Source organism: Pseudomonas sp. GWSMS-1, assembly GCF_049847425.1.
Classification (GTDB): Bacteria; Pseudomonadota; Gammaproteobacteria; order Pseudomonadales; family Pseudomonadaceae; genus Aquipseudomonas.
This window is the reverse complement of record NZ_JBMHHV010000005.1, coordinates 608,906-622,108: the sequence shown is the minus strand read 5'-3', so window position 1 is coordinate 622,108 and position 13,203 is coordinate 608,906. Positions and strand designations below refer to the sequence as shown.

At 58.8% G+C, this 13,203-nt stretch carries 13 protein-coding genes, 3 tRNA genes and 1 pseudogene; all 17 read left to right on the top strand.

The genetic code is table 11. The features are described from left to right. The first annotated feature begins 114 nt into the window (after window positions 1-114). The 17 genes and pseudogenes from ACEPAJ_RS06275 (at window position 115) to ACEPAJ_RS06195 (ending at window position 13,066) form a co-directional block, all read left to right on the top strand. Entirely contained in the window at window positions 115-1,845 is a 1,731-nt protein-coding gene (locus ACEPAJ_RS06275; RefSeq protein WP_425914169.1) for a tetratricopeptide repeat protein, read from the top strand. Then, window positions 1,845-2,462 (top strand): lipoprotein insertase outer membrane protein LolB, encoded by a 618-nt coding sequence (gene lolB, locus ACEPAJ_RS06270; RefSeq protein WP_425914168.1) that lies wholly within the window; start codon window positions 1,845-1,847, stop codon window positions 2,460-2,462. The genes ACEPAJ_RS06275 and lolB overlap by 1 nt, the downstream gene beginning before the upstream one ends. Then, entirely contained in the window at window positions 2,459-3,334 is an 876-nt protein-coding gene (gene ispE / locus ACEPAJ_RS06265; protein ID WP_425914167.1) for a 4-(cytidine 5'-diphospho)-2-C-methyl-D-erythritol kinase, read from the top strand. The genes lolB and ispE overlap by 4 nt, the downstream gene beginning before the upstream one ends. Before the next feature lie 38 nt (window positions 3,335-3,372). After that, a tRNA-Gln gene (locus tag ACEPAJ_RS06260) sits at window positions 3,373-3,447 on the top strand. A 51-nt stretch (window positions 3,448-3,498) separates the two neighbouring features. Beyond that, window positions 3,499-3,573, top strand: a tRNA-Gln gene (locus ACEPAJ_RS06255). Between the two features lie 46 nt (window positions 3,574-3,619). Beyond that, on the top strand, window positions 3,620-4,561 hold the full coding sequence (locus ACEPAJ_RS06250) for a ribose-phosphate pyrophosphokinase (protein ID WP_090251437.1): 942 nt from the start codon (window positions 3,620-3,622) through the stop codon (window positions 4,559-4,561). Between the two features lie 114 nt (window positions 4,562-4,675). After that, window positions 4,676-5,287, top strand: coding sequence for a 50S ribosomal protein L25/general stress protein Ctc (locus ACEPAJ_RS06245; RefSeq protein WP_425914166.1), 612 nt, complete (start codon window positions 4,676-4,678; stop codon window positions 5,285-5,287). A gap of 69 nt (window positions 5,288-5,356) precedes the next feature. Next, a complete protein-coding gene (gene pth, locus ACEPAJ_RS06240; protein ID WP_274088456.1) occupies window positions 5,357-5,947 on the top strand; it encodes an aminoacyl-tRNA hydrolase in 591 nt (196 codons plus the stop codon). A gap of 32 nt (window positions 5,948-5,979) precedes the next feature. Continuing rightward, window positions 5,980-7,080, top strand: a complete 1,101-nt coding sequence (ychF, locus tag ACEPAJ_RS06235; protein ID WP_425914165.1) for a redox-regulated ATPase YchF — start codon at window positions 5,980-5,982, stop codon at window positions 7,078-7,080. A gap of 77 nt (window positions 7,081-7,157) precedes the next feature. Next, window positions 7,158-7,234: transfer RNA gene (locus ACEPAJ_RS06230), tRNA-Met, on the top strand. 168 nt (window positions 7,235-7,402) lie between these two features. Beyond that, window positions 7,403-8,644: a tyrosine-type recombinase/integrase gene (locus ACEPAJ_RS06225; protein ID WP_425914164.1), complete on the top strand. Its 1,242-nt coding sequence runs from the start codon at window positions 7,403-7,405 to the stop codon at window positions 8,642-8,644. 166 nt (window positions 8,645-8,810) lie between these two features. Beyond that, window positions 8,811-9,416 (top strand): hypothetical protein, encoded by a 606-nt coding sequence (locus ACEPAJ_RS06220; protein WP_425914163.1) that lies wholly within the window; start codon window positions 8,811-8,813, stop codon window positions 9,414-9,416. An 86-nt stretch (window positions 9,417-9,502) separates the two neighbouring features. After that, complete coding sequence (locus ACEPAJ_RS06215) at window positions 9,503-9,781, top strand: helix-turn-helix transcriptional regulator (RefSeq protein WP_425914162.1); 279 nt, start codon at window positions 9,503-9,505, stop codon at window positions 9,779-9,781. Continuing rightward, the gene (locus ACEPAJ_RS06210) at window positions 9,778-9,915 is read left to right on the top strand and encodes a hypothetical protein (protein WP_425914161.1); all 138 of its coding nucleotides are present in this window, start codon (window positions 9,778-9,780) and stop codon (window positions 9,913-9,915) included. Before ACEPAJ_RS06215 ends, ACEPAJ_RS06210 begins: the two co-directional genes overlap by 4 nt. 4 nt (window positions 9,916-9,919) lie before the next feature. Next, a pseudogene (locus ACEPAJ_RS06205) lies at window positions 9,920-10,917 on the top strand (toprim domain-containing protein). Continuing rightward, entirely contained in the window at window positions 10,914-12,704 is a 1,791-nt protein-coding gene (locus ACEPAJ_RS06200) for a DUF927 domain-containing protein (RefSeq protein ID WP_425914160.1), read from the top strand. Before ACEPAJ_RS06205 ends, ACEPAJ_RS06200 begins: the two are co-directional and overlap by 4 nt. Then, window positions 12,701-13,066: a hypothetical protein gene (locus tag ACEPAJ_RS06195; protein WP_425914159.1), complete on the top strand. Its 366-nt coding sequence runs from the start codon at window positions 12,701-12,703 to the stop codon at window positions 13,064-13,066. Before ACEPAJ_RS06200 ends, ACEPAJ_RS06195 begins: the two co-directional genes overlap by 4 nt. Window positions 13,067-13,203: the final 137 nt, after the last annotated feature.

The window sequence follows — 13,203 nt, the reverse complement described above, 5'->3', positions numbered from 1 at the left end:
TATTGTCCTAATAGCCAGGTTTATCCGACTCACTCAGGATCATGGCCGCCCATGGGCTTGCCCGAACGCTTGTGTCATGATGCCAAAACCGCAGGTTGGCCACATACTCCTCCTATGAATAGATCCTTTGCCTTGCTGACTGCCGCTGCTTTATTGAGCGGTTGCCAGACCTTTGCCCCCTCTACCCCGGATGGCACGCCCCCCGTGGAAGACCCCGCCGTGATTGCTGCAGAAGCCGAACCGCAGGTGTACCGCGCCTTCAGCCAGGAAACCCTGCTGTCGCTGCTGGTCGCCGAACTGGCGGGCCAGCGCAATCGTTTCGACATTGCCCTGGAAAACTATGTCGAACAGGCCAATGCCACTCAGGATGCCGGTGTCGCCGAGCGCGGCTTCCGTATCGCCGAGTACTTGGGAGCCGAGCAGTCCGCCCTGGAAACCAGCCTGCTGTGGGCCAAGACCGCCCCCGAGAATATCGACGCGCAGCGCGCAGCGGCTGTGCAACTGGCCCGCGCCGGCCGCTATGACGAGTCCATGACGTTTATGGAGCAGGTCCTACAGCGTCAGGGCGACACCCACTTCGACTTCCTCGCCCTGTCCGCCGCCGAGACTGATCCGGATACTCGCGCCGGCCTGCTGCAGAGCTTTGATCGTTTGCAGGCAAAGTACCCAGACAATAGTCAGCTGCAGTTTGGCAAAGCGCTGCTGCTGCAACAGGACGAGCGCCCGCAGGAGGCCCTGGAGTTGCTCGAGCAACAGCCGAGCAAAAATCGCCCGATTGCCTCAATCCTGCTGCATGCGCGCCTATTGCAAAGCCTGGAACGCAATGCCGACGCACTGCAATTGCTGGAAAAAGGCATCAAGCTGCACCCGGATGACAGGCGCCTGCGCCTGACCTATGCGCGCCTATTGGTAACCGAAGACCGCCTGGACGATGCCCGGGGCGAGTTTTCCTCATTGCTCCAACAAAACCCCAATGATGATGACCTGCGCTTTTCTCTAGCACTCGTTTGCCTGGAGGCCGAAGCCTGGAAAGAGGCCATTGTCTATCTAGATGAACTGGTCGAGCGCGGTAACCACGTCGACGCCGCGCATTACAACCTGGGCCGCGCCTATGAAGAGCTTGGTGACACCGCCAGCGCCCTGATCGAATACGTCCTGGTTGGCCCAGGTAACGACTACCTGCCAGCCCAAGCCCGGCAAAGTGACTTGTTATTCCAGCAGCAGCGCGGCGACGAAGCCTCTGAGCACTTGCGCCAGGCGCGTGACAGCCAACCTGATTACGCCATCCAGCTGTACCTGATCGAGACCGAGGCCTGGTCCAAACAGCAGGACACCGAACACGCCTGGCAGTTGATCGAACAAGCTCTCGAGCAGTTCCCGGAAGACCTCAACCTGCTCTACACCCGCGCCATGCTGGCGGAAAAACGTGACAACCTGGCGCTGCTGGAACAAGACCTGCGCTTTATTCTCGAACGCGAGCCGGATAACGCCATGGCCCTCAACGCCCTCGGCTACACCCTGGCTGACCGCACCACGCGTTACGCCGAAGCCAAGCAGCTGATCGAGCAAGCCCACCAGCTCAACCCGCAAGACCCGGCAATTCTCGACAGCCTCGGCTGGGTAAATTACCGCATGGGCAACCTGGACGAAGCGGAACGCCTGCTACGCCAAGCTATGCAAGCATTTCCCGACCACGAAGTCGCCGCTCACCTGGGTGAAGTGCTGTGGGCTCAGGGCAAACACCAAGAAGCCCGCACGCTCTGGCGTGAAGCGTTGAAACAGCAACCTGACAGCGAAATCCTGCGCAGCACACTGCTGCGCCTGACCGGAGCAGAGACACTCTGATGCTTGCGCGCCACCTGATAGTTTTCAGCCTGATTACATTACTCGCCGGCTGTGCCGGCCTGACTTCACGCGAAGCCCTTGAAGGCCAGGGCAACGCGCAAAGCTGGCAAGCGCATAAGCAGCAGATCAGCAGCCTGGATGCCTGGCAGATCAACGGTAAAGTCGGCATCCGCGCACCCAAAGACTCCGGCAGCGGCACCCTATTCTGGTTGCAGCGCCAGGATTACTACGACATCCGCCTGTCCGGCCCGCTCGGCCGCGGCGCCGCTCGACTCACCGGCCGCCCCGGCGCTGTTTTGCTCGAAGTGGCCAACCAGGGTCGCTATCAAGCCGCATCACCAGAACAACTGCTGCAAGCCAAGCTCGGCCTTAACCTGCCCGTTTCACACCTGCTTTGGTGGATTCGCGGCCTGCCCTCCCCCGACAGCAAAAGCCGCTTAAACCTCGACAGCCAAAGCCATCTGGCGCAGCTGAGTCAGGACGGCTGGAATGTTGAATACCTCAGCTACACAGAACAGAACGGCTTCTGGCTGCCAGAACGTATCAAGCTGAACGGCTTCGATCTGCAAGTCACTCTGGTGATCAAGGACTGGCAGCCGCGCCAGCTCGGTCAATGAGCGCCCCGGCGATTCCCGCTGCCGCAGAATTGATTCTGCCGGCACCGGCCAAACTTAACCTGATGCTGCACATCCTCGGCCGCCGCGCTGACGGTTACCACGAACTGCAAACGCTGTTTCAGTTTCTCGACTTCGGCGATGAACTGGGCTTTGCACTTCGCCAGGATGGCCAGATCCATCTGCATACGCCGATTGAAGGCGTGCCCCACGACAGCAACCTGATCGTGCGTGCCGCGCGCTTGCTGCAACAGCAGAGCGGCTGCAACCTGGGCGCCGACATCTGGCTCGACAAGCGCTTGCCGATGGGCGGCGGTATTGGTGGCGGCAGCTCGGATGCGGCCACCACTCTGCTCGGCCTAAATCATCTCTGGCAACTGGCATGCAGCGAAGATCAACTCGCTGACATGGGCCTCAGCCTGGGCGCAGACGTACCCGTATTCGTGCGCGGCCATGCAGCATTTGCCGAAGGCGTCGGGGAAAAACTCCAGCCAGTCGCCCTCAGCGAACCCTGGTTTCTCGTGGCGATTCCGCAAGTACTTGTCAGTACTGTAGAAATTTTCTCTGACGCCGAGTTGACACGGGATACTCCGCCCATTAAAGTTCGCAGCCTTCTTGAGGGGGGTGGTCATAACGACTGCCTGCCGGTGGTTCAGAAGCGTTACCCAGAAGTACGTAACGCTTTGATTTTGTTGAACAAATTTGTTCCAGCAAAATTAACCGGCACTGGAGCTTGTGTGTTTGGGAGCTTCCCAAACGAGGACGATGCTGATAAAGTCGCCCGCCAACTTCCAGGCACTTTGCCAAGCTTTGTTGCTCAAGGCCGTAACATCTCGATGTTGCACCGAAAGCTGGAAAAATTGGTCAAGAAGTGAATCTACGCTGTAAGTTGTAAAAGCAACGGGTTGTATGTAGGGGCGTCGCCAAGCGGTAAGGCACCAGGTTTTGATCCTGGCATGCGTTGGTTCGAATCCAGCCGCCCCTGCCATTCCGTCACATGACGGATAGGCAACTCAATGCACTCGGTTACACAAGATACAGGGGCGTCGCCAAGCGGTAAGGCACCAGGTTTTGATCCTGGCATGCGTTGGTTCGAATCCAGCCGCCCCTGCCATTTTCTGTACTCATCCAGGTATACCCTCAGCCGGCAGGTACTGCGCGTGTCCAAGATGATGGTCTTTACGGGGAACGCTAACCCCGATCTGGCGCGACGTATCGTACGTCAGCTGCACATTCCCCTCGGTGATGCTTCTGTCGGTAAGTTTTCCGACGGCGAGATCATGATTGAAATCAATGAAAATGTCCGCGGTAAAGACGTTTTCCTGATTCAACCGACGTGCGCGCCAACCAATGACAACCTGATGGAACTGGTCGTGATGGCAGATGCCTTCCGCCGCTCATCAGCTACTCGAATTACTGCTGTTATCCCCTACTTTGGCTATGCCCGCCAGGATCGCCGTCCGCGTTCCGCCCGCGTGGCTATTAGCGCTAAAGTTGTGGCTGACATGCTCACCGTAGTAGGTATCGACCGGGTTCTTACCGTCGACCTGCACGCGGATCAGATCCAAGGCTTCTTCGATATTCCAGTAGATAACATCTACGGTTCGCCTGTACTGGTGGACGATATCGAAGACCAGCGCTTCGAAAATCTGATGATCGTTTCTCCAGATATCGGCGGCGTCGTGCGTGCACGTGCTGTTGCTAAATCTCTGGGTGTGGATTTGGCGATCATCGACAAGCGCCGTGAAAAAGCCAATCACTCGGAAGTGATGCACATAATCGGTGATGTTGAAGGCCGCACCTGCATCCTGGTCGATGACATGGTGGATACCGCCGGCACGCTGTGCCATGCGGCTAAAGCGCTGAAAGAACATGGCGCATCCAAAGTCTTCGCCTATGCAACGCATGCCGTGTTGTCTGGCCGCGCGATCGAAAACATCGAAAAATCTGTACTCGACGAGCTGGTGGTGACGAACACCATCCCGCTGTCTGCTGCTGCGCAGTCCTGTTCGCGTATTCGCCAACTGGACATTGCACCGGTAGTCGCTGAAGCGGTACGCCGCATCAGCAATGAAGAATCGATCAGCGCGATGTTCCGTTAATTCGCAATACGCCCTGAACGCAAACGCCCTGCCCTAATGGCATGGCATTTCAACCAACCGTCCCGTCGCTGGTCGCAAGCGTAACGGACGGTTTGGTTATTTTGGAGAAATGAAATGACTGTTGAATTTACCCTGAATGCTGAAGCGCGTTCCGACCTGGGGAAAGGTGCGAGCCGCCGCCTGCGTCGTAACGTGGCCATGGTTCCTGCCGTAATTTACGGTGGCGAAAAAGCCCCACAATCGATCAGCCTGCTGGCCAAAGATTTCGCCAAACTGCTGGAAAACGAAGCAGCGTACAGCCACGTGCTGAGCCTGAACGTTGCCGGCAGCAACGAAAGCGTAATCATCAAAGCCCTGCAGCGCCATCCAGCCAAAGGCTTTGTACTGCACGCTGACTTCGTTCGCGTTGTCGCTGGCCAGAAACTGACCGCTATCGTTCCCCTGCACTTCATCAACCAGGAAACTTCGGTTGGCGTTAAGCAGCAAGGCGGCGAAGTCTCCCACGTCCTAGCTGAAGTAGAAGTTTCTTGCCTGCCGAAGGACCTGCCTGAATTCATCGAAGTCGACATGGCTGCCGTTGAAGTTGGCCAGATCGTTCACTTGGCTGACCTGAAACTGCCGAAAGGCGTTGAGCTGGTTGCACTGGCTCACGGTAACGACCTGGCAGTGGCTAACATCCACGCCTCCCGCGTTGCTAAAGACGCAGAAGAAGGCGCTGCCGAGTAAATCTCGCAGCGTCGGAAACCAGCTCGGCATGCGACTATGCCGAGCGATTTCCACGAAAGGGCTCCTGACATGACTGCCGTACAACTGATCGTTGGCTTAGGTAACCCTGGCCCCGAATACGACCAGACCCGGCATAATGCAGGGGCCCTTTTTGTTGAGCGCCTGGCTGACAGCCAGCGCATCAACCTCAATGCCGACAAAAAGTATTTTGGCCTGGTGGGCAAATTCAGCCATCAGGGCCGCGATGTTCGCCTACTGATCCCCACCACCTTTATGAACCGCAGCGGCCAGGCCGTAGCGGCATTAGCGAATTTCTTCCGCATTCCGCCGGAAGCCATTCTGGTGGCCCACGACGAACTCGACATGCCCCCCGGCGTCGCCAAACTCAAACAGGGTGGCGGGCACGGCGGGCATAACGGGCTGCGCGACATCATTGCCCAGCTCGGCAATCAGAATAATTTTTACCGCCTGCGGCTTGGCATCGGCCATCCAGGGCACAGCAGCATGGTCTCCAACTTCGTCCTCGGCCGCGCACCACGCAGCGAACAGGAACTGCTGGATACCAGCATCGACTTTGCCCTAGCCGCCCTGCCAGAAATACTTGCAGGTGACTGGAGCAAGGCCATGCACAAGCTGCACAGCCAGAAAGCCTCCTCTTAACTCTTTACCGCCATTCGCGCGAGGGACACACCATGGGATTTAACTGCGGCATCGTCGGCCTGCCCAACGTCGGCAAGTCCACCCTGTTCAACGCCCTCACCAAATCAGGGATTGCGGCAGAGAACTTTCCGTTCTGCACCATCGAGCCGAATAGCGGCATCGTAGCGATGCCAGACCCACGCCTGGCAGCGTTGGCGGCCATCGTTAACCCTAAGCGCATCCTGCCTACCACCATGGAGTTCGTCGACATCGCCGGCCTGGTAGAGGGCGCATCGAAAGGTGAAGGCCTAGGCAACAAGTTCCTCGCTAACATTCGTGAAACAGACGCCATCGCCCACGTAGTGCGCTGCTTCGAAGACGACAACGTTATTCACGTTGCCAACAGCGTCGACCCCAAGCGCGACATCGAGATCATTGACCTTGAACTGATCTTCGCTGACCTCGACAGCTGCGAAAAGCAACTGCAGAAGACCACCCGCAACGCCAAGGGCGGCGACAAAGAAGCGGTCGCACAGAAAGCCCTGCTGGAAAAACTCATCCCCCACTTCAGCGAAGGCAAGCCTGCACGCACCCTAATGAAGACTCTGGGCGACGACGAAAAGCAGCTGATCAAGGGCTTCCATCTACTCACCAGCAAGCCGGTGATGTACATCGCCAACGTCGCTGAAGACGGCTTTGAGAACAACCCACTGCTCGACATCGTCCAGGCCATTGCCGACGCCGAAGGTGCCCCCGTGGTACCGGTGTGCAACAAGATCGAAGCCGAAATCGCCGAACTCGATGACGGCGAAGAAAAAGACATGTTCCTCGAAGCCCTAGGCCTCGAAGAACCCGGCCTAAACCGCGTGATCCGCGCCGGTTACGAACTGCTCAACCTGCAAACCTACTTCACCGCAGGCGTCGAAGAAGTCCGTGCCTGGACCGTAAAAGTAGGCGCCACCGCCCCGCAGGCAGCCGGCGTAATCCACACCGACTTTGAAAAAGGCTTTATCCGCGCCGAAGTCATCGCCTACAACGACTTCATCCAATACAAGGGCGAGGCTGGCGCAAAAGAAGCAGGCAAATGGCGCCTGGAAGGCAAGGAATACATCGTTAAAGACGGCGACGTCATGCATTTCCGTTTTAACGTGTAAGCGTTTGATCGCGCGCATAAATTTTCGCTAAAGAGTGTTGACACATACCCTAAATACGCGAATAATACGCGCCACTCGGCTACGTAGCTCAGCTGGTTAGAGCATAGCATTCATAATGCTGGGGTCCGGGGTTCAAGTCCCTGCGTAGCCACCAAACACCTGTTTCGACCTGTCTCAGACAGTATCCGAAACACCTCAAGAAGCCCGCCTAGTGCGGGCTTTCTTGTATCTGGCTGTTCACCTCTGTCTACCCCTATACCTTCCCACCGTGTATGCCCCTGTGTATGCTTCAACAAAAGTTGAACTGAGGGCATACACAAAAATGAAGCGTTCAGAGATCAAACGCCGCCCCCTGGCTGATACCACCCTTGCCGGCCTAGAACCGGAGGCCACTGCCTACCGTGAACTTGACGGCGCGGGCCTGTATTTCAGGGTGAAGCCCAACGGCAACAAGTCATGGGAACTGCGCTACAAGAAGCCGGACGGCAAGTGGTCGTGGCTTGGCCTAGGCGGCTATCCCGAAGTGAGCGGCTCACTTGCAAGGCAGAAGACAGCCGAATTACGCGCCGACGCCTCAGAGGGGAAAAACCCGCTCGCCAGCAAGCAAGCACGAAAAGCAGAAGAACAGGCAGCAGCCGATAACACCTTTGAGCATTTAGCGCGGGAGTGGTACGCCTCTCGCCTCAGCAACTGGGACGCTGGCACCGCCAAGCGAGTGATAGGCGCGCTAGAGCGTCATGTGTTCCCCACCTTCGGCAAGCGTGCGTACACCGGCATATTGTCCATGGAGTGGATGGAGCTGCTGCGCGGTATGGAGCAGCAAGGCATTCTTGAGCAAATGAGCCGAGTGCGCGCCTACTGCAAGGACGTGTACGACCTGGCACGCGTTACAGGCCGTGCAGTGAACAACCCACTGGATGGAGTGCATAAGTTCCTGTCAGCCGGTAAGGCCGAGAACTATGCCCACGTTTCCGCCGATGAGTTGCCCGCCCTACTCCGCGCCATCCGTTCATACCCTCACGCCACGGACGTGCAACTTGGTTTGCGCCTGCTGACCCTGCTGGCCGTCCGCCCCAGCGAGCTGCGGGAAGCCGAGTGGTCAGAGTTCGACTTTGCCAAGAAGCTGTGGACGATTCCGGTAGAGCGCAAAGGTCGCAAGAAAGGCCGCGAACACCTGGTGCCACTCTGCCGCCAAGCCATTGCCCTACTGGAAGAACTGCGCCCAATCACCGGAGCCTATCCGCTGCTTTTCCCTGGGCGTAGCGATCGAACCAAACCCCGAAGCGATACCGTGTTTCTAATGGCCCTGCGCCGCCTCGGTTACGAAGGCCGGCAGACCGGCCACGGCTTCCGTCATATCGCCAGCACCATACTCAACGAACATGGTTTTACTGCTGACCATATCGAAGCCCAATTGAGCCACAAAGCCCCCGGCGTGCGCGGCATCTACAACAAGGCCCAGTACCTGGAGCAACGCACGACCATGATGCAATGGTATGCCGACCACCTGGACACACTGGCAGCGGGCAACGTGGTGCAAGGCCAGTTCGGCAAGAAGGCATAGTCCGCGACCAACTTCATTACTATGGCTGAGAGACAGATATAGACTCTAGCCATCACTGTTCAGATAGACAGCACCAGCGTTTGGCTGGACTAGCCTGACAGGGCGAAAAGCGGATTTCCCATCCGACTAGCTGCCCAATTCATTCCGCAAGGTCTGGGGACAAAAGATGAAGAACGAGCAAGGCTACATTCCACCGACCTTTAGGCTGGTGCAGGATGCTTATGAGAGTGCTGCCAATACACTTTTGAGGATTGAAGGAGAGGCCGACCTTATCAAGCTCGATGATTTGGTTGACTGTGCTGATGCAATGACAGCACACCTATCTGGTGAGGCGAAAGAAGCCACCGCTCATATGCTTGGTGGCGCGTTAGTAAATGTTACTGAATTGCTGAAGAAACACCCCGAAAGCCAAGAACTAATTTTTGGCGCTGCGACAGCCATGATTCTTGGAGGGCTTCGCGCAGTTGAAGAGCTGATCTTCAGTGCCAGCCATGCCGAAATTACAAAAGTAAGGCCATTGCTCGCTATCAACAAGCAAAGGTCTGGTCGCTCTGATCGCGCACAAACCATCGCCACCGAACTGTGGCAAGCGGACGCTGATCAAGAATTCCGTCTTTACGATATGGCCGAACAGGTAAAAGATATTTTGCAGCGCGAAGGCTTCGAGAGCCTGCCGAAAATTGAGCGCATTAAGGAATGGATCAAGCCAGTTGCCCCGGATTACGCCAGAAAGGCGGGACGCTCTCCTAAACCCCCTAAGCGTATCGGATAACCCCATATCCGTTACGACGGAGGAATTTTTATAGCCTGACTAGGCTGCCAATCTATTCCCATCTTAACCAACAGCGGGAAATAGATATGAACAGCATCCCCCCCATCAGTGTGACCGGTTGCGCCACCAGCATGTCGCAGTTCGACCCGGCAGCCATCATCATTCGCATGCCCGAACTAGAAGCGATAACAGGCCTGGCTCGGCCTACCATCTATAAACGCCTGAAAGACGACCACACCTTCCCGAGGCCCGTGCCGCTGAGCGACAGCACATCCCGCGGCGCACCTGTAGGGTTCATCTTGGCCGAGGTTCAAGCCTGGGTAGCCTCCCGAATCACCAAGCGAGATCATGGGACTGCAGCATGAGTGCCCAGCCGCTAGAGCACAACGCGGCCTGGCGCGTGGAGCATACCCTTGCTTCGGCCAAGGCCTTGATTGATTCGCTAATTGACAGCTTGAACTATCCCGGCGACGGCGTAACCCCACCCGCCAAGGAGTAACCCCATGCAAATCAAAAACGGTGCAAGTGCGCCGACGGGATCGGCTTGCCTGGAGAAAGCCCACGCCATGCTGCTGGCGCTGCAACCGCTAGGCGCTGACCTGGTGCTAATGGCTGCTATCGAGGTGCTGCTATGGACGGTGTAATCGCATTCCGTGATGCCATGCAAAGCGCGTTCGGCCTGCTTAATTGGCTGCCCATTGCCGACGGCAGCATTCAACGCTTCCACGTTCCGGGCGACAAGGCCGGCACCCTTAACGGCTGGTATGTGCTGTACCTAGATGGCATCGCCTCCGGTGCGTTCGGCAGCTGGAAGGCCGGCAGCGCACACACTTGGTGTAGCCGTGAGCCAGTGGACGCCAGGGAAGCCGAGCAGGTGCGCCAGCGCATCGAGCAGGCACGCCGCCAGCGCCAAGCCGAGCAGCACCAGCGCCAGCAGTCCGCGGCTGAATATGCCAACCGCCGGTGGCGTGACGCTCGCCGCGCTGATCCGGAGCACCCTTATCTGATCCGTAAAGGACTACGCACCCACGGCCTACGCCAGCGCGGTGACGCCCTGCTGGTGCCGCTGGTGCGCAATGGCGTGTTGGCCAACCTGCAACGCATCTACCCCGACGGCAGTAAGCGCTTCCTGAGTGGCGGGATAGTCACCGGGGGCTATTCGCCGCTGGGCGTTATCACACCGGGTGCGCCGCTGTACGTCTGCGAGGGCTGGGCAACCGGCGCGACGATCCACGCCGACACCGGTGCCTCTGTGGCCTGTGCGATGAATGCCGGCAACCTCGGGCCAGCGGCGCTGGCGCTGCGAGAGAAGCACCCGCACGCCTCGATCATCATCGCGGGCGACGACGACCGTCAGACCGAGAGCAACCCCGGACGTACCGCTGCCAATGCCGCCGCCGTTGCGGTGGGCGGGCTGGTGGTCTTTCCGCTGTGGCCGCAAGACGCCCCCGCCGACCTAACCGACTTCAACGACTTGGCCAACTGGAGGGCCGCCCAATGAGCGCCGCCGAACCGACCTTATGCCTGGTGCCTTCGCCCACGTCGCCAAGCATCATGCCCGAGCGGCCATGCTGGGGCGTGTATGAGCACTGGGTAACGAATGAGGTGGGCCGCAAGCTGCGCCCAGGCGTGTACTGGCACGGCTTTAAGCGTGCCGCCGTGGGTGATGACGACAGCGAAGAAACCACCCGCCCCATCACTGACGACTGGCTGGCCACACCCGTGATCGTGACCGCGCGCACCACCAACAGCGACGACGGCAGCGAGGGCCGGTTGCTGCGCCTGCTGACCAACAGCGGGGCCAAGGAGTGGATCATTCCAATGGAGGTGTTTGGCGGGAGCGGTGAAGACGCACGCCGCGCCCTGTTCGGCATGGGGGCCATCATCGCCCCACGCAAGCGCGGCTTGTTTATGGAGTACCTGCTGGAGCAGCGCCCCGAGCAAACCATTATCACCACGGCGCGGCCAGGCTGGCACGCCTCCGGGGCATTCGTGCTGCCCCAGCGCACCATAGGCAGCGACACCGTGCGTTATCAGGCCGGCGCACGCAGCCTCAACCTGTACAGCACCAGCGGCACGCTTGAGCAATGGCAAACCGAGGTGGCCGCCAAGTGCGCGGGCAATCCGGTACTGACCTTGGCCATTGGCTGTGCGCTGGCGGGGCCGCTGCTGAGCCTGGTCGGGGTGGTCGGCGGCGGCGTACACCTAGTGGGCGACAGCTCCAGCGGTAAGTCCCTGGCGCAGCTGGTGGGATCATCGGTGTGGGGTGATCCCGGTGTGTTTGCTGCCAGCTGGGATATGAGCAAGGGCGGGCTGGAGATTGAAGCGGCCAGCCGTAATGACACCATCCTGCCGCTGGACGAAATCAAACGCGCCGACCCCAAGCAGGTACAGGCCATGGCCTACTCCCTCGCCAACGGCCAGGGCAAAGGCACCATGACCCGCGAGCGTGAGGGCCGCCCTAAGCTGACGTGGCGGCTGCTGGCGCTGTCCAGTGGTGAGCGTTCGCTGTCTGAGCACGCGGCCATATCCGGTAACGCCGCCCATGCGGGGGCTGAACTGCGCATGGTGGATGTGAACGCCGGCACTCGCACATACCGCGCCTTTGACCAATTGCACGGGCTGGAGGGTGCCGACTTCCACCGCCTGCTGACCGTCGCCGTAGCGCACCAGCACGGCCACCTAGGCCCGGCATTTGTTGAGCGGCTGCTAAAGGACGACGACCGTCCCGGCCTGCTGCAAGACTTCGCCCAGGTGCGCGGCCAGTTCGTCGAGGACAACGCCCAAGCCGGGCGCGTGGCGGATCGCTTCGCCGTGATCGCCCTGGCCGGTGAAATGGCGATTGCATACGGCCTGCTGCCATGGCCCCAGCGTAGCGCCCTGGCTGATTGCCAGTTGCTGTATGGCGAGTGGCTGAGCCGAGTCGGCAGCGGCAATGCCGAAGATCGCCAGATACTGGCCGGCATTCTCGACTTTATCGACAAGCACGGCAGCAGCCGCTTCTCTGACGTGGATGACCACGCGCCTGACGCCAAGGTGTTCAATCGCGCCGGTTACTGGGAGTTGATCGGCGCCAAGCGGCTGTACCTGTTCAACAAGTCGGCACTGGTGGAAGCCGCACACGGGTATGGCCTGAGCCGGGTAGTCAAAGCACTGGAAGGTGCCGGGGCAATCGCCGGGCGCGACACCGAGCGCAAAACCAAAAACTACCGGCTACCTGGTGGCGGTCAATCGCGGCTCTATGTGATCGACCCGACGGCGATAGATACCGAGGGTGCCGGGGTATGAATGCACCCAAAACAGCCCTTACCCCGCAAACACAATTACACAGGAACCTAAAATCACTGGCAACAGTGGCAACACCGGCAACGGCCTTGCGGGGCGGGGCTTTCAGCCGTTGCCACCTAATAAAAGAAGTGGCAACAGGTGGCAACACAAACTCGATTCTGAATATAAGAGCCTGCCACTACTGCGCACTTTGGTTATCTCTGTTGCCGGTAAAAAAACACTGGCAACAAAAACGAGGGTTTGGCAACGCCTGGAAGGCCCGTTCTAGAGCGGTTGTTGCCACTGTTGCCACTGTTGCCGGTGTTTTTGAAACCAGACGCACATGTGTATGTCTGTTTTCACGGTACGGGGCTGCGCAATGAGCCTGCTTTCTGGACTGTTTACCGAGCTGGAGAAAGTGCCCACGCCACGTTTTGTAGTGAGTGAAAGCGTGGCGCGTACAGAACGTGTACCAGCCGTGCACCTGGAGCAGCAGCAACCGAGCAGCGAGCGAATGCCA

What these genes read in the sequence shown, in the direction of transcription:
- lolB (WP_425914168.1), top strand. Translation starts at nt 1,845, where the DNA reads ATGCTTGCGCGCCACCTGATAGTTTTCAGCCTGATTACATTACTCGCC.
- ACEPAJ_RS06245 (WP_425914166.1), top strand. Translation starts at nt 4,676, where the DNA reads ATGACTGTTGAATTTACCCTGAATGCTGAAGCGCGTTCCGACCTGGGG.
- ychF (WP_425914165.1), top strand. Translation starts at nt 5,980, where the DNA reads ATGGGATTTAACTGCGGCATCGTCGGCCTGCCCAACGTCGGCAAGTCC.
- ACEPAJ_RS06210 (WP_425914161.1), top strand. Translation starts at nt 9,778, where the DNA reads ATGAGTGCCCAGCCGCTAGAGCACAACGCGGCCTGGCGCGTGGAGCAT.
- ACEPAJ_RS06215 (WP_425914162.1), top strand. Translation starts at nt 9,503, where the DNA reads ATGAACAGCATCCCCCCCATCAGTGTGACCGGTTGCGCCACCAGCATG.
- ACEPAJ_RS06225 (WP_425914164.1), top strand. Translation starts at nt 7,403, where the DNA reads ATGAAGCGTTCAGAGATCAAACGCCGCCCCCTGGCTGATACCACCCTT.
- ispE (WP_425914167.1), top strand. Translation starts at nt 2,459, where the DNA reads ATGAGCGCCCCGGCGATTCCCGCTGCCGCAGAATTGATTCTGCCGGCA.
- ACEPAJ_RS06200 (WP_425914160.1), top strand. Translation starts at nt 10,914, where the DNA reads ATGAGCGCCGCCGAACCGACCTTATGCCTGGTGCCTTCGCCCACGTCG.
- ACEPAJ_RS06195 (WP_425914159.1), top strand. Translation starts at nt 12,701, where the DNA reads ATGAATGCACCCAAAACAGCCCTTACCCCGCAAACACAATTACACAGG.
- ACEPAJ_RS06275 (WP_425914169.1), top strand. Translation starts at nt 115, where the DNA reads ATGAATAGATCCTTTGCCTTGCTGACTGCCGCTGCTTTATTGAGCGGT.
- pth (WP_274088456.1), top strand. Translation starts at nt 5,357, where the DNA reads ATGACTGCCGTACAACTGATCGTTGGCTTAGGTAACCCTGGCCCCGAA.
- ACEPAJ_RS06220 (WP_425914163.1), top strand. Translation starts at nt 8,811, where the DNA reads ATGAAGAACGAGCAAGGCTACATTCCACCGACCTTTAGGCTGGTGCAG.